At 63.9% G+C, this 18,808-nt stretch carries 15 protein-coding genes; 8 read left to right on the top strand and 7 right to left on the bottom strand.

Annotated features, from left to right (window positions below; translation table 11 throughout):
- The first annotated feature begins 49 nt into the window (after window positions 1-49).
- Entirely contained in the window at window positions 50-1,021 is a 972-nt protein-coding gene (locus LVE68_RS08160; RefSeq protein WP_233006535.1) for a branched-chain amino acid transaminase, read from the top strand.
- Window positions 1,022-1,121: 100 nt separating this feature from the next.
- Here the strand turns inward: LVE68_RS08160 and LVE68_RS08155 are convergent, their stop codons facing one another.
- Genes LVE68_RS08155 through LVE68_RS08145 form a run of 3 tightly spaced genes read right to left on the bottom strand, consistent with a single transcriptional unit; the run spans window position 1,122 to window position 4,812 of the window.
- Window positions 1,122-2,459 carry a UDP-glucose dehydrogenase family protein gene (locus LVE68_RS08155; RefSeq protein WP_233006534.1) on the bottom strand — a complete coding sequence of 446 codons (1,338 nt, stop codon included), beginning with the start codon at window positions 2,457-2,459 and terminating at the stop codon, window positions 1,122-1,124.
- A gap of 60 nt (window positions 2,460-2,519) precedes the next feature.
- Window positions 2,520-3,812, bottom strand: a complete 1,293-nt coding sequence (locus tag LVE68_RS08150; RefSeq protein WP_233006533.1) for an O-antigen ligase family protein — start codon at window positions 3,810-3,812, stop codon at window positions 2,520-2,522.
- The gene (locus LVE68_RS08145; RefSeq protein ID WP_233006532.1) at window positions 3,796-4,812 is read right to left on the bottom strand and encodes a glycosyltransferase family protein; all 1,017 of its coding nucleotides are present in this window, start codon (window positions 4,810-4,812) and stop codon (window positions 3,796-3,798) included. The genes LVE68_RS08150 and LVE68_RS08145 overlap by 17 nt, the downstream gene beginning before the upstream one ends.
- A 251-nt stretch (window positions 4,813-5,063) precedes the next feature.
- Between LVE68_RS08145 and LVE68_RS08140 the strand changes: the two genes are divergently transcribed.
- Window positions 5,064-5,960 carry a mitochondrial fission ELM1 family protein gene (locus LVE68_RS08140; RefSeq protein ID WP_233006531.1) on the top strand — a complete coding sequence of 299 codons (897 nt, stop codon included), beginning with the start codon at window positions 5,064-5,066 and terminating at the stop codon, window positions 5,958-5,960.
- A 65-nt stretch (window positions 5,961-6,025) separates the two neighbouring features.
- Window positions 6,026-7,114, top strand: a complete 1,089-nt coding sequence (locus LVE68_RS08135) for a glycosyltransferase family 4 protein (protein WP_233006530.1) — start codon at window positions 6,026-6,028, stop codon at window positions 7,112-7,114.
- 18 nt (window positions 7,115-7,132) lie between these two features.
- Here LVE68_RS08135 and LVE68_RS08130 read toward each other — a convergent pair whose 3' ends face one another.
- From LVE68_RS08130 to LVE68_RS08120, 3 genes are all read right to left on the bottom strand, one after another.
- Window positions 7,133-8,539 (bottom strand): mannose-1-phosphate guanylyltransferase/mannose-6-phosphate isomerase, encoded by a 1,407-nt coding sequence (locus LVE68_RS08130; protein WP_233006529.1) that lies wholly within the window; start codon window positions 8,537-8,539, stop codon window positions 7,133-7,135.
- Between the two features lie 169 nt (window positions 8,540-8,708).
- Window positions 8,709-9,371 carry a YrbL family protein gene (locus tag LVE68_RS08125; RefSeq protein ID WP_233006528.1) on the bottom strand — a complete coding sequence of 221 codons (663 nt, stop codon included), beginning with the start codon at window positions 9,369-9,371 and terminating at the stop codon, window positions 8,709-8,711.
- The gene (locus LVE68_RS08120) at window positions 9,368-10,537 is read right to left on the bottom strand and encodes a glycosyltransferase family 4 protein (RefSeq protein ID WP_233006527.1); all 1,170 of its coding nucleotides are present in this window, start codon (window positions 10,535-10,537) and stop codon (window positions 9,368-9,370) included. The genes LVE68_RS08125 and LVE68_RS08120 overlap by 4 nt, the downstream gene beginning before the upstream one ends.
- 152 nt (window positions 10,538-10,689) lie before the next feature.
- Between LVE68_RS08120 and LVE68_RS08115 the strand changes: the two genes are divergently transcribed.
- Together LVE68_RS08115 and waaA are read left to right on the top strand one after the other, a co-directional pair.
- Window positions 10,690-11,601, top strand: coding sequence for a glycosyltransferase family 2 protein (locus LVE68_RS08115; protein WP_233006526.1), 912 nt, complete (start codon window positions 10,690-10,692; stop codon window positions 11,599-11,601).
- Window positions 11,602-11,756: 155 nt separating this feature from the next.
- Window positions 11,757-13,052 carry a lipid IV(A) 3-deoxy-D-manno-octulosonic acid transferase gene (waaA, locus tag LVE68_RS08110; protein WP_233006525.1) on the top strand — a complete coding sequence of 432 codons (1,296 nt, stop codon included), beginning with the start codon at window positions 11,757-11,759 and terminating at the stop codon, window positions 13,050-13,052.
- Window positions 13,053-13,090: 38 nt separating this feature from the next.
- Here waaA and LVE68_RS08105 read toward each other — a convergent pair whose 3' ends face one another.
- The gene (locus tag LVE68_RS08105) at window positions 13,091-14,647 is read right to left on the bottom strand and encodes a TolC family outer membrane protein (RefSeq protein WP_233006524.1); all 1,557 of its coding nucleotides are present in this window, start codon (window positions 14,645-14,647) and stop codon (window positions 13,091-13,093) included.
- Window positions 14,648-15,010: 363 nt separating this feature from the next.
- On the opposite strand from LVE68_RS08105, the gene LVE68_RS08100 reads away from it, so the two are divergent.
- The 3 genes from LVE68_RS08100 to LVE68_RS08090 are packed head-to-tail and all read left to right on the top strand — an operon-like array spanning window position 15,011 to window position 18,790.
- A complete protein-coding gene (locus LVE68_RS08100; RefSeq protein WP_233006523.1) occupies window positions 15,011-15,700 on the top strand; it encodes a paraquat-inducible protein A in 690 nt (229 codons plus the stop codon).
- Window positions 15,697-16,437 (top strand): paraquat-inducible protein A, encoded by a 741-nt coding sequence (locus tag LVE68_RS08095; protein ID WP_233006522.1) that lies wholly within the window; start codon window positions 15,697-15,699, stop codon window positions 16,435-16,437. The genes LVE68_RS08100 and LVE68_RS08095 overlap by 4 nt, the downstream gene beginning before the upstream one ends.
- The gene (locus tag LVE68_RS08090; RefSeq protein WP_233006521.1) at window positions 16,430-18,790 is read left to right on the top strand and encodes a PqiB family protein; all 2,361 of its coding nucleotides are present in this window, start codon (window positions 16,430-16,432) and stop codon (window positions 18,788-18,790) included. The genes LVE68_RS08095 and LVE68_RS08090 overlap by 8 nt, the downstream gene beginning before the upstream one ends.
- Window positions 18,791-18,808 lie beyond the last annotated feature (18 nt).

Genomic DNA, 18,808 nt, shown 5'->3' with positions numbered 1-18,808 from the left:
TTAAACTGTTTTTCAGCAATCCGGATTTTTGGATTTGTAGGAGTTACCCATGTCTTTTGCCGATCGCGACGGCCTTATCTGGTTCGATGGTGAGCTGGTTCCCTGGCGGGATGCCCGGGTCCATGTCCTCACCCACACACTGCACTACGGAATGGGGGTTTTCGAAGGCGTGCGCGCCTACCAGACCCCGGGTGCCCAGGCGGGGGGCGGCACCAGTATCTTCCGCCTGCACGACCACACCCGTCGCCTGTTCCGTTCTGCCAAGATCATGAACATGCCGATGCCCTTTGATGCGGAACAGCTCAATGAGGCGCAGCGCACTGTTGTGCGTGAGAATAACCTGCGCGAGGCCTACCTGCGCCCGATGGTGTTTTACGGCTCCGAGGGTATGGGGTTGCGCGCCGACGCGCTGCAGACCCACGTAATTGTCGCGGCCTGGGAATGGCCGAGTTACATGACACCGGAAGCGCGGGAGCTGGGGATCAAGGTCAATACCTCCTCGTACACGCGCCACCATGTGAATATCAGCATGTGCAAGGCCAAGGCCAACGGCAATTACATCAATTCCATGCTGGCCCTGCAGGAGGCGGTGCGCAACGGCTGTGAGGAGGCGCTGCTGCTGGACCCGGAGGGCTATGTGGCCGAGGGCAGTGGCGAGAATATCTTTATCGTCAGTGACGGTGTGCTCTACACCCCCGAGCTGACCTCCTGCCTGGATGGCATCACCCGCAGCTCGGTGATCGAGCTGGCCCACGAGTGCGGTTACCGGGTGGTGGAAAAGCGCATCACGCGGGATGAGGTGTATATCGCCGACGAGGCGTTCTTTACCGGCACCGCTGCTGAAGTGCTGCCCATCCGCATGCTGGATGGCCGCACCATCGGTGCGGGCCGGCGGGGGCCGATTACGCGGCAGCTGCAGGAACTTTACTTTGATGTGGTGCAGGGACGCAGCCCGGCCCACGCCGGCTGGCTTACCGATGTGGCTGATACGCCGGCGCCGCTTGAGGCAAGAATCGCCTGAAGCCAGCGGCGCGAATTGCCAGGAAGAGTGTGCTGCTGATTTCAGCGCAAAAAAAGCCCGGGATTGCCCGGGCTTTTTTTTGTCTGCGGGGTTGGCTTCGCTAAGACGTGGTGTCGGGCCTGCCGACACAGTAATAGTGGAAACCGGCAGCGCGCATATCTTGCGGTTCGTACTGGTTGCGGCCGTCGAAAATCACTGGCTCGTGCAGGGTGTCCCTTACCGTGGCGATATCCAGCGCCTTGAACTGCTGCCATTCGGTGGCGACGACCAGGGCATCGGCACCCTCGAGTACCGCATCGCGGGAATCACACAGCTCCAGGTCTTCCCGCTCGCCGTATATGCGGCGGCATTCGTCCATGGCCTCCGGGTCGAAGGCGCGCACCCGCGCCCCGCGCTCCCACAGGCCCTCCATCAGGACGCGGCTGGGAGCCTCGCGCATATCGTCGGTATTGGGCTTGAACGAAAGGCCCCACAGGGCGAAGGTCCTGCCTTTCACATTGCCGCCGAAATGGGCGTCAATTTTGTCCAGCAGGTAATACTTCTGGCTGTTATTGCGGGATTCCACTGCCGACAGTATTTCGGTGGAGAGCCCCAGCTGCCCGGCGGAGTTGATCAGCGCCTTGACGTCCTTGGGAAAGCAGGAGCCGCCGTAGCCGATGCCGGCATAGATAAACTGGTAGCCGACACGGGGGTCCGAACCGATGCCGCGGCGCACTGCCTCGATATCCGCCCCGACCCGGTCGGCGATATTCGCCATCTCATTCATGAAGCTGATCTTGGTGGCCAGCATGCAGTTGGCCGCATACTTGGTCAGCTCGGCGCTCTTCACATCCATCACCAGGATCTTCTCGTGGTTGCGGTTAAAGGGCGCGTAGAGCTGGCGCAGCTTGTGTTCGGACTCTCTCTCGGAGGTGCCGATGATGATGCGGTCGGGGCGCATGCAGTCGGCGACCGCGGATCCTTCCTTGAGGAATTCCGGGTTGGAGATGACATCAAATTCCAGCTCGGCCAGTCCGCGCTCGGCGAGTACTTCGCTCACTGCGGCGCGGACCTTGTCCGCGGTGCCAACCGGCACGGTGGACTTGTTGATGATGTACTTCTTGCTGTCCATGTGGGTGGCGATAGTGCGGGCTACCGTGAGCACATGGCGCAGGTCGGCGGAACCGTCCTCATCGGGTGGGGTACCCACGGCGATAAAGATCAGCTCACCATGGGCAACACCCTCCGCGGCGTCAGTGGAAAAGGACAGGTTGCCATTGGCAATGCTCTCTTCCACCAGCGGTGCCAGTCCCGGCTCGTAAATCGGGATTTCACCCCGGCGCAGCCGCTCCACCTTGTCTGCATCGATATCAATACAGGCCACGTTATTGCCGGACTCCGCCAGCACGGCGGCCTGCACCAGCCCGACATAGCCGGTGCCGAATACGGTTACTTTCATCCTCGAGACGGTGTCCTGTTCAGGTCAGTGTCATGGCAGCCCGGTGATTGGCAAGGTGCCTCAGGCTACCGCTGCGTCGGTAATATCCGGCCTGCTCACTTCCCGGTCGGCCCGGGTCCGGGCGTCGCACAGCTGGTGGCGTACCAGCACGATCGCCAGCGGAATCCAGTAGAAGAACCAGATGTAGCTGGGCTTCACCAGTGGCTGCTGGGCGTAGATCAGCATAGCCAGCACGCCGAATCCAAACCACACCAGGTAGAGGCCGGGTACCCAGCTTAGCAGCTGCTCGCGGCGCAGGCCGGTCCAGGCCACTGCGACCAGCTGCCAGAGGCAGGCTGCCACGCCCAGCAGGCCGGCAAAGCGGGCCACGTCCAGCAGGTAATTGTGCGGGTGCGGCAACACTCCGGCCACGTCGATAAACTGTTTGTGCACCAGTCCTGTGCCGATCCACGGCGATTCCAGGAATGGGTCCAGGCTCCTGGCCCAGAGCTCCAGCCGGATGGAATAGGCGGCACCGCGATGCACCAGTGGCAGGTCGCCGAACAGCAACAGGTAGGCGGCTGGCAGCGCCGCAAGGGCACCGAGCAGGACCAGTACCCGCAATACCAGTGAGCGGCTGACCATTGCTGCCAGGCAAATGGCGAAGGCGGCCATCACGAGAGGGATCTTGGTCTGCGATACGACGATATAGACACACCCTAGACCCAGGCCGGTCCAGGACAGCCAGCGCCAGCGGCGGGAGTCCAGCGACAGGCCGTAGCAGCAGAACAGGACATGAAAGCCATACAGCATGGCCGTCTTGTCGATATTGTTCTGCATCGAGATACCGCCGATGCGATACAGCTTGCTGAAACCGCCATCGAGGCCGTAAACCACCAGCGATGCGGCGCAGGACACTGTGCCCAGCACGATCAGCCAGCGCAGCCACTGGTGCAGGAGTCCGTCCATCTGGTCACCACGCCGCTCCATTACCAGGTAGAGGGCGCAGTAAAAGAGCACAAAATAGACCAGCACCTTGAAATAAAAAGAGACCTCCCGCTCGACGGTGGCACTGGCGGGGTCGGCCCAGAGCGTCGACAGGGCCAGGACCAGCGGCACGCTGATAAAGCAGGCAAACTGCCAGGAGCGCAGGAAACGCCAGTCACGGCGCCAGGCCAGCAGCAGGATGGTTGAGGGTATCAGGGTCAGGTAGAAGATGGTCTGGATGCGCCCCACCTCGGGCAGCAGGTGAAAGCCCACCAGCATCAACAGCAGGCTGGCACCGGCGACATGGAGCAGCCCGGATACCCATCGGGATTCGGGCTGGCGATAGAGTCCGTGGAGGGAGGGAATGGTATTACTTGATCCAGACATAGTTGTGACTGTGTGGCAAATTCATGGCGGACTCGACAATGTACTGGGCGTACAGTGTGTTATTGATTTCGCGGTGAAAAAATTCCCGGCAACGGCTGGCCCAGTGGCGGCGCTTGTCGTCGTCGGAGTGGAATTCGACAATCCGTTTCAGGAGAGATTCCTCACTGTCGAAATAGACCAGGGTTTCCGGGGGCATAAATTCGTCAAAAGCGCCGGCGGCATGGGTGAATACCAGTACGCCGTTGCCCGCCAGTTGTGCCATCCGTGCCGAGGAATACCACTGGTAACCCTCCTGGCGGTTCAGGTTCAGCCCCATCTTGCTGTTGGCCAGGATTCGGTCGTAGTCGCGCCCCCACAGGGTCGGCTCGCCGAACATGCCGGGCGTGCGAAACCTGAGGTCGGGCGGCAGGTGCTCTTTCAGGTACTGCGCAATCTTGCCGCGCTCCGTGTGCGCCTGTGACTTGCTGCAGAACAGCAGGTCCACTTCCAGGTCGCTCCGCTGGCTGCAGTCGGCTGTCTCGACCGAGGGGTCTACGGGATTGGGCATATGCCACAGGCTGGCCCGCCTGCCCTCATAGCGCTTCAGGTCATCGACGCCGGTGGAAACGAACATGGCGTCGGCGATTTCACAGCGTTTGGCGATATTGTCCGAATTGCGGGGCACGAACAGCGGATCGTTATTGCAGGCGGCGATCACTGTCTGCGGCCGCATACGGCGGATTTCGGCAAAGGTCTCATTGTCGATCAGGTCGCAGTGGCCGAGGATCACCAGGTCCGGCTCGAATCCCTCCACCGACTGCAACAGGCGCTGGTTCACCTTCTTGCGACTCACCAGCTCACGGATGCGCAGCGGCGCTTCGAATGCGGCGACGTCCCGGTCGCTGAAGGCGAGTACGTTATGGCCGGCCCTGACCAGGCCGGTATACAGTTTGAGGGCCCAGCTGACGGACGTATGGCCGTACTTGCGTTGCTGGTGATTGTCGACGTGAATAATACGCATAGGGGTGGATAGCCGTCGGCGTTGTGGCGAGCCGTTTTACGGTAATGGCGGCGCCCGAACCACGAGCGGGCCAGTCCGGGACCGGGACAATTGGCGAAATTCAGGGCTGCGATTATAACGGGCTGCCCGAGAGCAAGTCCACGCTGTGCCCGGCCTGTGCCTGGCTTCAATACGACGGGGGTATCGGTTAGCATGAGCGCCCGCGCCCGGAGCGGCGCAGTACCTATATTCATTAAGTCGGGGTTTCCCAATTGCGGCTGACAGTCTGGCGTTTTCTCGATGGTAACCGCGCGCACGAGAAGCAGAGTGCTGCCCTGGTCAGCGGCCTGCGCGACTGTGCCGGCGACGCGGTTGATTGCCACGAAATTGGCGCCGTCGGGGTGTTTTCGCTGTTGCGTCACGGGCTCCCCGCCCACCTGGCGGAATTGCCGCAGCCGGACCTGATCATCGGCGCAGGCCATCGCAGCCACCTGCCGATGCTGATGGCGCGTCGCCGGTTCGGCGGCCAGGTGGTGGTTATCATGCGCCCGTCACTGCCCCTGCGCTGGTTCGATTTTGCCATCATTCCCGAGCATGACCGGCCGCCACCACTGGCCAATGTGATTCTCAGCCAGGGGGCACTCACCGAGCCATTGCCCGGTGACCAGGTCCGCCCGGGGCGGGGGCTTATCCTGCTGGGTGGTCCCAGCAAGCACTTTGCCTGGGATGCAGGTGGTGTTCAGGCGACGGTGGAGCAGTTGCTGCAGGCCCCGCTGCAATGGGTAATTTCCGATAGTCGCCGCACGCCGGACGGCACGCTTGAGGGGCTCGCCGGTAGTGGGGCAGAACTCTGCCACTGGCGCGACTGCCCCCCGGGCTGGCTGGTGGAGCAACTGGCGCAGGCTGAGCGCATCTGGGTGACCGGCGACAGTGTGTCGATGCTGTTCGAGGCCTTGCAGAGTCAGGCGCAGGTGGGGGTAATCCCGCTGCCCAGCCGCCGGCGGGCCAACAAGGTCCGCGCCGCAGTGCAGCGGCTGCTCGACCAGGGCCTGGTAACCGACTGCACGGCCGATGCCGGCCAGCCAATTGAGAATGCACGCCCCCCCCTGGGCCAGCAGGTAACCTGTGCGCGCGCGTTGCTGAGGCGCCGCAGCCACCCGATTGATTGAGGCCGCCGCTGCCACCTGAAGACCGGACCAGCGATTCGAGCCGGCGGCACCGTCCCGGAGATAACATGATCCTGATTACAACCCAGTGCTTTCCGCCCCGTCGTGGGGGCATAGAGGTTCTTATGGAGGGCCTGGCGGACAATCTCGGTCGCGCGGGGCGGGAGGTGCTGGTGCTCGCCGACCGTGTCGAGGGCGGCGAGGTGCCGCGCAGCGACACTTACCAGCTGCGGGTCTATGGCGGCTGGAAGCTGTGGCGGCGACGTCGCAAGGCGCAGGCGGTCCGCTCCCTGGTCAGGAAAGGCGGCATCGAAGGGGTGTTTGCCGATTCCTGGAAGAGTGCCGAGCTCCTGTCTGACCTGGGAGTGCCACTTGCGGTGTTGGCTCACGGCATGGAATTCCCTGCCAACCCCGATGCTGCCAAGCGCGCGCGTATTCGCAAGGCCCTCTCTGGGGCAGGTGTAGTGATCGCCAACTCCGCCTATACCGCCGACCTGGTCCGGCCCTATCTCAGTGCAAAGACGCGCCTGGTGGTGATCAATCCGCCAATTGGCCCGCAGCCCGTGGCCCTCCCCGACCAGCTCGAGACGGTGGACGCAGTCATTGGCGGGCGGGGGCCGGTCCTGCTGACACTTGCACGGCTGGAGCCACGCAAGGGCGTGGACGCGGTGATCCGCGCGCTGCCGGAACTGCTCCGCCGTCACCCGGACCTGCTCTACATTGTGGCCGGCAGGGGTGAGGATCGCGCGCGGCTCGAGGAGCTCGCGCTATCCGAGGGCGTTGCCGACAATGTCCACTTTGCCGGAGGCGTCAGTGATGAGGAAAAGGCGGCGCTGTTTTCCCGTGCCGACCTGTTTGTGATGCCGGCACGGCGGGAAGGTGATTCGGTAGAGGGCTTTGGCATTGTCTACCGTGAGGCCAACTGGTACGGCGTGCCGGTGCTGGCGGGGCGCGATGGGGGCGCTGCAGATGCGGTAGTTGATGGCGAGACGGGCCTGTTGTGCGATGCTGCTGACCAGGCTGACGTCACCGCCCATATCCTGTCCCTGCTGGAGGACGACGATAAGCTTCGCCGGATGGGCGAAAATGCCGCAGGGTTGGCACGGGGTATTGCTCAGTGGCAGGCCTCGGTCCGGCGTTTTCTCGAGGCGCTGTAGCCGGGGCGATTAGTCGGCTCAGCTGCGGGAGTACTTGTCGGCGAAGCGGACAATGTCATCCTCGCCCAGGTAGGAGCCGGACTGCACCTCGATCAGCTCCAGGGGGATAGTGCCCGGGTTCTCCAGCCGGTGTTTCACTCCCAGCGGGATGTAGGTGGACTGGTTTTCGGTCACCAGTAACTCTTCCTCCCCGCAGGTCACCCTGGCAGTGCCGGATACGACGACCCAGTGCTCGGCGCGGTGATGGTGCATCTGCAGGCTTAGCTGTGCCCCCGGGTTAACCACGATCCGCTTTACCTGGAATCGCTGGCCCGAATCCACCGAATCGTAGAACCCCCAGGGCCGGTAGACCTTGCGGTGTATCCGGGCTTCCGGGCGGTTGCCTGCCTTGAGCCTCTCCACTACTTTCTTGACTTCCTGCACGCGATCCTTGGCGGCCACCATGATTGCATCGTCACTCTCGACCAGCACCACGTTGTCGAGACCGATCGCCGCGACCAGCTTACTGTCACTCTGGATAAAGCAGTTGCGGCTGTCCTCGATCATCACGTCACCCTTGATCGTGTTGCCGTTGCCGTCCTTGTCCGAGACCTCCCATAACGCCGACCAGGAGCCCACGTCGCTCCAGCCGCAGTCCATGGGAACTACCACGGCGTCGCGGGTTTTCTCCATTACCGCATAGTCGATCGATTCATCCGGGCATTCGAGGAATGCGGCGCGATCCGGCCGTACAAAATCCACATCCACATGGGCAGAGGCCATGGCCCGCTCACAGGCACTGAGAATATCCGGTCGATGTGCCTGCAGCTCCTCGATATAGCGGCGGGCGCGGAAAAGAAACATGCCACTGTTCCAGAAATAGTCCCCGCTGCGCACATAACCCTCTGCCGTTACCCGGTCCGGTTTCTCGACAAATTGCTCGACCGTGAATGCCCTCCCGCTGGCGGGGCCGCGGCGAATATAGCCGTAACCGGTCTCCGGCCCGGTGGGAACAATCCCGAATGTCACCAGTTGCCCGCGCTGGGCGCAGGGGCGCGCGCGATCAATCGCCCCCTGGAAGGCGGGGATATCCCGGATGACATGGTCCGCTGCCAGCACCAGCAGCAGGGGGTCCTCGTTGCCCGCCGCCAGGCATTGCAGTGCCGCCAGCGCCACCGCCGGCGCCGTATTGCGGCCGACCGGTTCCAGCAGGATGCCACCGTGGGGCTGGCCCGCGGCGCGCAACTGTTCGGCCACCATAAAGCGGTGCTCTTCCCCGCATACCAGCAGCGGCGGTTCATGCTCCAGCCCGGCCAGCCTGGCACAGGTTTCCTGCAACATGGTCTGTTCGCCAAATAGTGGAAGAAACTGTTTCGGGTATAACTGGCGGGAGAGTGGCCACAGTCGTGAGCCCGAGCCTCCGGCCATGATTACTGGCACGATCATTTTCCGACCTGGTCCCTGCAAACGCACTGGACAGGAGGCGCCCGCACTGTTGCCGGGATCGCCACCCCTGAACTGGTAAGTATGGACTTGGCCGGGGGGAGGGGCCATCAGGGAGGCGGTGGGACCGGTCCCGGGGCCGGCAAGGAGGGGGGGACCGTGTGGTCAGGGCCTAACTGTGGCGTTCCGCCTCTTTCCAGGACAGGGATTTGTCCGACACTTCCCAGTGTATGCGGCGCCACATACGCTGGATGCGCCGCTGGATGTAGTGCCTGTTGGAGAATTCAAACCACTCCGGGAAAGGCAGCAGGGTGGCCCGGCCGAGTCCGTCAATCAGGACCAGTTCCGGAGTCCCGTCCCGCATGCGCACCACCAGGTTGTGGGGCAGGATGTTCTTGGTCAGGACGCGGGTTTCCCACAGCCACTGGGCAAACTGCTCCAGGGCGGCGGTAATCGGTGCGTCCAGGCCGTGCTGCTGCAGGTAGCTTTCCAGCGTGGGGGCCGGATTGCCGCTGTCGTCGAGGATCAGCTGGGAAACGGCAGCGGTGCCCTCGCTGGTGTCCACCAGCCCGTACCAGCGGGCCAGGTGACGCCAGACCGGGCTGTTGTCGCCCACATGACGCAGGGCGCGCTGCCGGTAGCCCGCGAGTTCACGGAGGTTGTCGTCGAAGCGGTCGTTGCCGGCCAGGCGCTTGTACCACGGAGCGCGGTTGCGCAGTTCGTCGATACGACCGGTACGCATGACCTTGACGCACTTCCCGGCATCGGACGGATGGCGATAGCAGTGGCGGTTGCCGCCGCTGGCGAATGGCTTTTGGCCGCTGAGGTCAATCATGTTGCGTCCCGCCCCGATTCGGCCAGCAGTCCACGGTAGAGCGACAGGGTGTTCTCGGCCTGGGTAGCGAGGGTAAAGTCCCGTTGCAACACCGGCCGGGCGTCGCTTTCCAGTAGTTCCAGCGTCTTTTCCCGCAGTCCGGCGATGCTGCCGTTTGCCACCAGCCCTTCGGGGAAGCAGGCGCTCAGGGATTCCGCCGGGCCGCCGATGTCGTAGCCGATTATGGGGGTGCCAATCGCCGCCGCCTCGATAACGGTTCTTCCGAAGGGTTCGGGACGTTTTGACAGGTTGTAGACCAGGGCTGCGGCGCTGTACCAGTAGCGGATATCGCTGCGCTGTCCCACAAATGACACCCGCCCATCGAGCCCCAGCGCCCGGGCTCGCTGGCGCAGCTCTTCCGCGTAATGTTGTTTGTTGGGCTCGGCGCCACCCAGGATTACCCCGTGCAGGTCGTGCCGGTCCAGCTCGGCCAGGAGCTGCAGGAAGTCTTCCTGGCCCTTCCAGCGGGTCAGGCGGCCAGGCAGCAACAGCCAGCGCCGGTCGCGCAATGCCGGGAACTCTGCCTCGACCGATTCGCGCCAGCCCTCGGGTGGCTGGAGGCCGGGGTGAAACTCAGCGGTGTCGACGCCGCGGTAGATAATTTCCGGGGGGCGCTGCAGGTAACGGCTGTAGTGCTCCACCAGGTAGTCGCGGACACACCCGGAGATAGCGATTACCTGTTCGCTGCGGGCCATAATGGCGCTGTACCGGTTGACGGAATAGAGACCGTGGGCCGTGCTTACCAGGCGCGGGCGGTTTCCGGCCGGCAGCTTCTTCCAGGCAAAATAAGTGAGCCAGGCGGGTATCCGGGAGCGCACGTGCAGTATGTCCGGCTGTTCGGCGCGGATCAGCTCCCGCAGCGGGCGCACTTCCCGCAGGCTGAGCAGGGACTTGCGGTGGATGGGGCGGGACAGGTGGCGGGAGCCCTCCAGTTCCAGCTGCTCCACCATCCGGCCGCCACTGGAAACCACGACGGATTCGTGCCCGGCCGCCACCAGTGCGCGCGCCAGGTCCAGGGTTCCCCGCTCAACGCCACCGGAATTCAGCGCTGGCAGCAACTGCATGACTTTCATCGGGGCCTCGTTATTCTGGGTGAGCAGGGCTGGCTGGCGTTTGCAGCCTGGCACTTCCCTGTCCGTACGGTCGGTACAGGGGGGATGCGCCGCCATCCGCAGTGCAAAGCCGGGTATTATAGACATCCCCGGCAATGGGGTATAGGCTGCCAACTTCCCGCCCGGCAGGTGCTGTCCCGGGGCATGGTCAGTGACTGGAGTTTACGTTGCATCCCCATCTCGATATCTGTATCTGCACTTGCCACAGGCCCGAGTTACTGCGCCGCGCGCTCGCCAGCCTGGCCGCGATGGAGCTGCCCGAGTCACTGGAGGTCTCGGTTACGGTAGTCGACAACGATCCCGCCGAGAGCGCCCGGCCGGTGGTGGAGGAAGTCGAGCCCTCTTTCCCGCTGCCACTTGTGTATGCCGCCGAGTCCCGTCGGGGAATTCCCTTTGCCCGCAACCGCTGCCTGGACGAGGCGCAGGCAAAGGGGGCCGATTACCTGGTATTTATCGACGACGATGAGTGGGTTGCCGGCGACTGGCTGCAGAAACTCTATGGCTTCGCCCACGACGCCGGTGGCAACACGGTGGTGTGTGGCAGCGTGATCAGCCTGATGCCCGCCGCGGCCCCCGATTACTATTCCATGTTCTTTTCCCGCAAGCGTCGCCGCACCGGTGAGCGCCTGCCGTACTGCGCCACCAATAACGTGTTGATGCCAATGGCTGAAATTGCCAGGCTGGGTCTGCGTTTCGATGAAAACCGGCCGTTTGCCGGCGGTGAGGATGTCCTGTTCTTTACCGAGGCCAACCTGCAGGGCATGTCGATATTTCACTGCGCCGAGGCGGTGGTGTACGAGGATGTGCCGGAATGCCGGGCCACCATCCGCTGGCTGTCGCGGCGCAAGTATTCGGTAGGTATTACGCTGGCGCGCCAGAAAGTGCTCGCCGGGCGCAGTCGCGGGATGGTTTTCGCATCAGCGATGGTGCAGCTGCTGAATGCCTCGCTGGTATGTGTGCTGGGTGTCGCTATCAGCCGGCAGCGTGCGCGCGCCTGGCTGCGTGCCTGCCGCTCCGCCGGTATGGCCTGCGGTGCCCTCGGGGCAGAATCGCAGTTTTACCGCGGCGTGAATTCCTGACTTCCCTCCCGGCCGGGGCAGTCCATCCCCCGGCCCTGTTCAAGTCTCAGCGGTAGGGTTCCCGCACGGCGTCTGTCGCGGTGGGCGACGTGCCGGTCGCGGACAGTTAAAATGCCGCTTTTCCAGCAAGTTCAACCCGGGATCCCGACACCTGCATGCAGTTCCTCTACACCTGGCTATTACGCCTCGCCCTGCCGTTTATCCTGCTGCGCCTCTGGTGGCGCGGGCGCACCATGCCCGCCTACCGGCAGCGCTGGCGCGAACGCCTGGGACGGGTGCCGCGCAGGGCCAGCCGGCGCCCGCTGGTATGGGTGCATTCGGTTTCCGTGGGGGAGACCCTCGCCGCGGTGCCGTTGATCGAGCAGCTGGCAGCCCGCCACCCTGACTGGCAGTGGCTGGTCACCACCACCACCCCGACCGGCTCCGAGCGGGTCGAGTCTGCGATGCGACCGCTGCTGGGCGGTCGCCTGCTGCATTACTACCTCCCCTACGACCTGCCCGAATATCACCGGCGCTTCCTGTCGGCGCTGCGGCCGCGGATGCTGGTGATCATGGAGACCGAGCTGTGGCCGAACCTGCTGTCGGCCTGTGCCAGGCGCAAGGTGCCGGTGGTGCTGGCCAATGCGCGCCTGAGCGACAAGTCGGCACAGGGCTACGCGCGCTTTGCCCGCCTGGCCGCAAAGATGCTGGGTCACCTGACCCGTGTGGTGGCCCAGTACCCGGAGGATGCGCGGCGCTTTGTCGAGCTGGGCCTGGATGAGGCGCGCATCGTTGCGGTGGGCAATATCAAGTTCGATCTCAATATCGACCTGGGCCTGTCCAGCGAGGCCCAGGCCCTCGCGCACCAGTGGCGCGCAGCCGGCCCGGGGGGCACGCGCCCGGTTTGGCTGGCGGCGAGCACCCACGATGGTGAGGAGGCCACGGTGCTGGACGCCTTCGCCGAAGTGCAACGGCGTTTTCCGGACCTGCTGCTGGTACTGGTACCGCGACACCCGCAGCGCTTCGACAGCGTGGCACAGCTGGTCCGTGATCGCGGTTTTTCCCTGGCGCGCCGCAGTGATGGTGGGGTGCCTGCCGGCTCGGACCAGGTGCTTCTGGGTGACACCATGGGAGAGTTGCTGCGGTTTTACGGTGCCTGTGACGTGGCATTTGTCGGTGGCAGCCTGGTGCCGGTGGGGGGGCACAACATGATCGAGCCGGCCGCCTGGGGCGTGCCGGTGATCTGTGGTCCGCACCTGCATAACTTCTCCCGCGTGGCTGCGTTGCTGCGCGAGGCCCGGGCCCTGCAGGTGGCGGAAAACGCGCCGCAGATGGCTGCGCAGGTCGTAGCATGGCTGGAGGATGAAGAGGAAAGACGCGCTGCAGGCGCCCGCGGGCGGCAGGTGGCGACGGAAAATACCGGGGCCCTGCAGCGGCTGGTCAATGAGGTGGATGCCGTCGCAGGTCCCTGATCAGGTCGGCGGCCGGGGAATGGCGCGCCGACCGGGTTTTAGTTGGGGGACGTGCCGGGCTCCTCGGCAGACTCCTCGATCGCGGCCGGGCTGGTCGGCTCTACGGTGTCCTGGCTGCCGCCCAGCGGCATGGAGGCGCCCTGGCGTGCGATGGCGCGTGAAACGGCGCTGCCCGGGTTCAGGCGGGTTTCCAGGTCCTGCAGGTCCTTGGGTGCCAGCAGGCCGGCAGCGCGCTTGAGACGCAGGGTATTGAGGATGTAGCTGTACAGCGAAGCGGAATAATCCCGGCGGGCCTGGAACAGGGTCTGCTGTGCCAGCAGCACGTCGACCACATTGCGCGTGCCCACCTCATAGCCGGCCTGGGTGGCGTCCAGGGCGCTGCGGGCGGAAATGATGGCCTGCTTGCGCGCGTTAACACGGGATACGTCGGTGACCACCGAGCGGTGCAGTGTGCGGGTATCCTGGATCGTACTGCGCTGGACGAGGTTGCGCAGGTCCTCGGCCTGGAAGGACAGGTTGCGCGCCTCGCGGCGGCTGGCGCTGATACGGCCACCGGAGAAGATCGGCACGTTCAGCGTCACCGCCGTAATCGTAGTCTCTCGGGTAGTGTCGATGGGCAGGTCGACGGTGGGTTCACCGGCGACGGTGGTCGAGGAATCCCCCTCACGGCGGAAATCCTGGTAGCTCACCGAGCCTGTGAGCGTGGGCAGGTGTTCGCTGGCTGCCGCGCGGGCATTGTAGCGCGCGGCTTCGGCGTTCAGGCGCGCCGCCTTCAGGTCGAAGTTGTTGGCCAGGGCGAAATCCACCCAGGCGCTGCGATCCACCGGCTCCGGCGGTGCCACCGAAAAGGTCTCGCTCAGCGGGGCGATATCGTCGTGGTGCTGGCCGGTCAGTACGGACAGGGCGTCGAAGGCGCTGAGCAGGATGTCCTGGGCGTCGTAGAGTCGGGCCACGGCGGAATCGTGGGCGGCGCGGGCATCGTAGACATCGGTAATCGCGGTCAGGCCCACCTCGAAACGCTGCTGGGTCTGCTCGAGCTGCTGGGCCAGGGCCTCCTCTTCGGCGCGGGCGGTTTCCAGGTCGTCCACTGCCCGCAACACATCGAAGTAAGCGTCTGACACCCGTAGCATCATTGCCTGTTGGTTGGCACTGAATTCTGCAGCAGCCTGTTCGCTGACTTTCTTGCCCTGCTTGTAACCGAACCAGGCGCTGGCATCGAACAGGGCCTGGTCGAGGCGCGCCGAGTAGATGCGCTCGTCCACGTCCGTGTCGCTGCTGTTGGGAGTGGCGATGACCCCGGTAGGTCCAAAGGTGTAGTCAAACTGGGTGGCAGTGGTGTCGGTATTGTTGGCCTCTGCACTACCGTTGATCTGCGGCAGCAGTGCGGAGCGGCCCAGGTTCTTGGCCTCCAGCCCGGCTTCATAGGCGGCGCGGTCCGCGGCCAGCTGGGGGTCGTTTTCCAGCGCCAGCTGGTAGATCTCCCACAGGGTATCCGCCTGTGCCTGCATTGAACCGAAACTGATAATCGCTGCGGCGAGCACTTTTTTCAGCGGGCCCGCAACGCGGCCTGCCCTTGAGAATTCTTTCGTTTTCATCTGTCTCAACTTCCTGTGGCGGGTCTCAAAGCTGCAAACTCACTGCCAGTCTCCCCACTGGCGGGCGCATTTTGCGGGTGGTGCAGCGCCATGGGGAATGCCGAAAGCGCCTGTCTGTACGGCCCGCGAGCCCGGTTTTAGCAGTCGCGAGAGTGTACCTGTGCACAGAGTGAGCGTCGAGGCGACGCTGGCAGCATTTTGGTATATCTTCGTTAAACCGACGCGAATGTGCGGTCATCGGTGCAGCGGGGCGTTGCTGCGTCCCGGCATGATCGACAATGGCGTCGTTTTTTCAATAGACGCAGGCGGTGGCCATTCGGATGCAGCAATCATTCAAAAGAATTGGGCAAGGGGAGGCGCCGGATGGCGGATGCGCCTGACGTCCCCTGGAGCCGCCGGCAACGCGCCTGCCATGAGTGCGACCAGGTGCTGGGTGATGCGGTGGCGCCGCCCGGGAACAAACTGGAATGTCCGCGCTGCAATGCGACCCTGCACCGCAACCCCCGCGGTAGCGTCAACCATACGGCGGCCCTGAGCCTGACCGGCCTGCTGTTGTTCTTCCCTTCCCTTTCCCTGCCGCTGCTGAGTTTTTCCATTCTCGCATTCGGTGCGGAAAACACGCTGTTGAATGGTGTGCGTGCGCTGTTTGCCGAGGGCTACCTGTGGATGGCGGGGCTGGTATTGTTTTGCAGTGTGATCGCGCCGCTGGCCAAGTTCCTCCTGCTCGGGTTTATTTCCCTGGGTTGCCACTGGCGGTTACTGGACCGCCCGGTAACCTGGTCGGTGCGCTGGTACCAGCACCTGAAAGAGTGGGGCATGCTGGATGTCTACATGCTGGGCCTGCTGGTCGCGCTGATCAAGATGAGTGACCTGGGCAAGATGCAGGTGGAGCCGGGCCTGTACAGCTTTGTGGCAATGATGGTGATCTCGAACCTCACCACGTTGAGTTTCGACCAGCAGGCGGTCTGGTCGCGGCTGGAGCGGCGCAGGAAGCGCGCTCCCGGCCCGTCCCCGGGCGAGGGGCCGCTGGTGGGCTCCGGGGAGCAGTTATGAGTACTATGGACAGGGCCCTGTCACAGGGACGTACCTGCTGCCTGAGTTGCCACTGGCTGGTGACATTGCCGCGCGGTGGCGGCGGCTGCCGCTGCCCGCGCTGTGGCGGCAAGGTGCATGGGCGGATCGAGGGAAGTGTGATGCTGACCTGGGCCCTTACCATTACTGGCGCGCTATTGTTGATACCTGCCAATATCCTTCCGGTAATGACGGTGGTTTACCTGGGCTCCGGCGAGCCGGCCACGATCATCGGTGGGGTGATGCAGCTCTATACCGCAGGCTTGTGGGGCATCGCGCTGATTGTCTTTATTGCCAGTATCGCCGTGCCGGTGATGAAGCTGGTGGGGCTGGTACTGTTGCTGCTGCAGGTGCAGGGCAGATTGCCGATCAACCCCTCGCAGGCAATGACCACCTATCGTATCGTGTCGGCTATCGGGCGCTGGTCACTTCTGGACCTGTTCATGATTTCGATTCTGGTGGCGCTGGTGGATATGGGGGCTGTCGCCAGTGTGGCCGCCGGCCCCGGCGCCACCGCGTTTGCCTCGGTGGTGGTGATCACCATGCTGGCAGTGCGCTGTTTTGATCCGCGCCTGGTCTGGGATACCTATTACGGGAATCCGTACAGGAATGCGGGGCCCGATCATCGCGCGCCCGCCGCAGCCGGAAGCCGGCGGGGAGAGAAGAGCGACCCAATCATAAAAGAACCACCGGAAGAGGGAGTGGCCGGGGATGTCTGAGGAGTTTCCCCACGAACAGTCGCATCGTGAACAGCAGGCGGTCGTCAGGCGCAGCCGCGGCCTGCCATTAATCTGGTTGCTACCCCTGGTGGCGGCACTGATCGCCGGCTGGCTGGTTTACAAGGATTTTACCTCCGGTGATATCCGCACCGAGATACTGTTTACCTCCGGCGAGGGCCTGGTCAAGGGCAAGACCGTGGTCAAGTACGCGGGCGTGGATATCGGGGTGGTGCGCGATTTCCAGCTGGTGCCCAATGCGCCAGAGCTGGATGGCAAGGACGGTGTGCTGGCCCAGGTGGAATTCAATCGCAGCGCCGAGTACCTGCTGGTGCAGGGCACCAATTTCTGGTTGGTGAAGCCAGAGCTCTCGATCACCGGCGTGCGCGGCCTGGAAACCCTCGTATCGGGAAACTATATCGGCATGGAGCCGGGCAGTGGCGAACGCAAACGCGAGTTTGTCGCCCTCGAGCGACCGCCCGCCAGCGTGCGTGGCGAGGGGCTGCGGGTGGTGCTGAAGGCCCCGCGGCTCGGCTCGCTCAACCGCGGTTCACCGGTTTACTACCGCCAGCTGCGGGTTGGCCAGGTAGAGGACTACCGGCTCGCCGACGACGACTCCCAGGTGGAGGTGGACCTGTTTATCCGCCAGGAATACGCGCACCTGGTACACCGCGGCAGCCGTTTCTGGAATAGCTCGGGCCTGTCGGTGGAAGGCGGCATCAGTGGCATCACCGTGAACATGGAATCCCTGGCGGCACTGGTGGCCGGCGGGGTCAGCTTCCACACCCCGGAAACCCGGCGCCAGTCGCCGCTGGCGGTCAATGGCAGTGAATTCAAGCTATATCGCAGTTTTGCCGCAGCGGATGCCGGTATCGAGGTGACCCTGAATTTTGATCGCGGGGTCAATGTCACGCCCGGCAGCACCAACGTGGTCTACCAGGGGATCAAGGTGGGCGAGGTGAGCGAGGTCAAGGCCAGTCGCAATATCGATGGAATGGAAGTGCGGGTCCTGATGGACCCGATTACCGATGACCTGCTGAGTGAAAACACCCGTTTCTGGATGGCACCGCCGACCCTGGATATCTCCTCGGGGCTGGACGACCTGCTGTCCGGCAACCGTATCGAGGTGGACCTGCGCCGCGGCCAGCGCTCGCAGCGGACCTTTTCTGCCCAGGCGTCGGCGCCACCGCGGGACCCCCGCGTGCCGGGGTTACACCTGCGCCTCACTGCACGCTCGCCGGGCTCCCTGCAGCGCGGTGCCAGTGTCTATTACCGGCGCATTGAGGTGGGCAAAGTGCAGGGCATGGAGCTGAACCCCGAGGGCGATGGGGTGGAGGTCTATGTGGTAATCGACCCCCGCTATGCACACCTGGTGAACCACAGAACCCGTTTCTGGAACGTCAGTGGCGTGCGCGCCAAGGCAGGCCTCAGTGGTATCGAGGTGCAGGCCGATTCGCTACTGTCATTGCTGCGCGGGGGGATCGCGTTTGGCAGTGACCCGCGAGCGCGCGACGAAAAGGGGCCGGTGGAGGATGGCGACCGTTTCCATCTCTACCGCAGCCGCGAGTCGGCACTCGAGGCAGGCCTGCGCATTCGCATCACCCTGCCTTCGGCGGAGGGGTTCCGTGACGGCGCGCCAATCCGGCACAAGGGTGTGCAGGTGGGTGAGGTTACCCGCCTGCGCCTGGGGGACAGTGCGTCGGAAGTGATCGCCTATGCCAAGCTGTACCAGCGCGCCGAGCACTTTGCCCGCAGCGGCACCCGCATGTGGGTTGTGGGGCCGGAAATCGGCATCGACAAGGTGGCCAACCTGGACACCCTGGTGACCGGTCGTTACCTCGCCCTGGAGCCGGGCGAGGGCGAGGCGCAGACTGAATTTGTCGCGCTGGCGGAGCCGCCGCGGCCAGACCTGGCCGACACCATGATGCGACCGGGACTGACGGTTATCCTCAATGCGCCGCGGCGCGGCTCGCTGGTGCCCGGCAGCCCGGTGTACTACCGCCAGGTGCAGGTGGGTGAGGTGACCGGCTTCGAATTGGGGGAACTGGCAGACCGTGTATACATCTACGTATATATCGAGCCCCGTTACCAGACCCTGGTACGCGAGCACACGGTGTTCTGGAATGCCAGCGGTGTAGAGGTCAACTTTGGCCTGCAGACGGGGCTGAATGTGCACACCGAGTCCACGCAGGCACTACTGGCCGGCGGTGTTGCCTTCGCTACGCCGGAGGCCGGTGAGATGGGCCGCGAGGTGGTGTCGGGCAGCCACTATCCGCTATATCCGGAGGCGAAACCGGAGTGGCTGGGCTGGAGTCCCAAGATTGAACTGTATGACCCCGCATTGCCGGAAAAATAAACCGAAGTAAGGATTCAC

Source organism: Microbulbifer sp. YPW16 (assembly GCF_021290385.1).
Lineage (GTDB): Bacteria > Pseudomonadota > Gammaproteobacteria > Pseudomonadales > Cellvibrionaceae > Microbulbifer > Microbulbifer zhoushanensis.
The sequence above is the reverse complement of the archived record's forward strand: the minus strand, read 5'-3'. Positions and strand labels throughout refer to the sequence as shown.

Coding starts and splice junctions, on each gene's coding strand:
- LVE68_RS08105 (WP_233006524.1), bottom strand. CDS start 14,647: ATGAAAACGAAAGAATTCTCAAGGGCAGGCCGCGTTGCGGGCCCGCTG.
- LVE68_RS08095 (WP_233006522.1), top strand. CDS start 15,697: ATGAGTACTATGGACAGGGCCCTGTCACAGGGACGTACCTGCTGCCTG.
- LVE68_RS08150 (WP_233006533.1), bottom strand. CDS start 3,812: ATGTCTGGATCAAGTAATACCATTCCCTCCCTCCACGGACTCTATCGC.
- LVE68_RS08100 (WP_233006523.1), top strand. CDS start 15,011: ATGGCGGATGCGCCTGACGTCCCCTGGAGCCGCCGGCAACGCGCCTGC.
- LVE68_RS08145 (WP_233006532.1), bottom strand. CDS start 4,812: ATGCGTATTATTCACGTCGACAATCACCAGCAACGCAAGTACGGCCAT.
- waaA (WP_233006525.1), top strand. CDS start 11,757: ATGCAGTTCCTCTACACCTGGCTATTACGCCTCGCCCTGCCGTTTATC.
- LVE68_RS08135 (WP_233006530.1), top strand. CDS start 6,026: ATGATCCTGATTACAACCCAGTGCTTTCCGCCCCGTCGTGGGGGCATA.
- LVE68_RS08125 (WP_233006528.1), bottom strand. CDS start 9,371: ATGATTGACCTCAGCGGCCAAAAGCCATTCGCCAGCGGCGGCAACCGC.
- LVE68_RS08160 (WP_233006535.1), top strand. CDS start 50: ATGTCTTTTGCCGATCGCGACGGCCTTATCTGGTTCGATGGTGAGCTG.
- LVE68_RS08090 (WP_233006521.1), top strand. CDS start 16,430: ATGTCTGAGGAGTTTCCCCACGAACAGTCGCATCGTGAACAGCAGGCG.
- LVE68_RS08130 (WP_233006529.1), bottom strand. CDS start 8,539: ATGATCGTGCCAGTAATCATGGCCGGAGGCTCGGGCTCACGACTGTGG.
- LVE68_RS08155 (WP_233006534.1), bottom strand. CDS start 2,459: ATGAAAGTAACCGTATTCGGCACCGGCTATGTCGGGCTGGTGCAGGCC.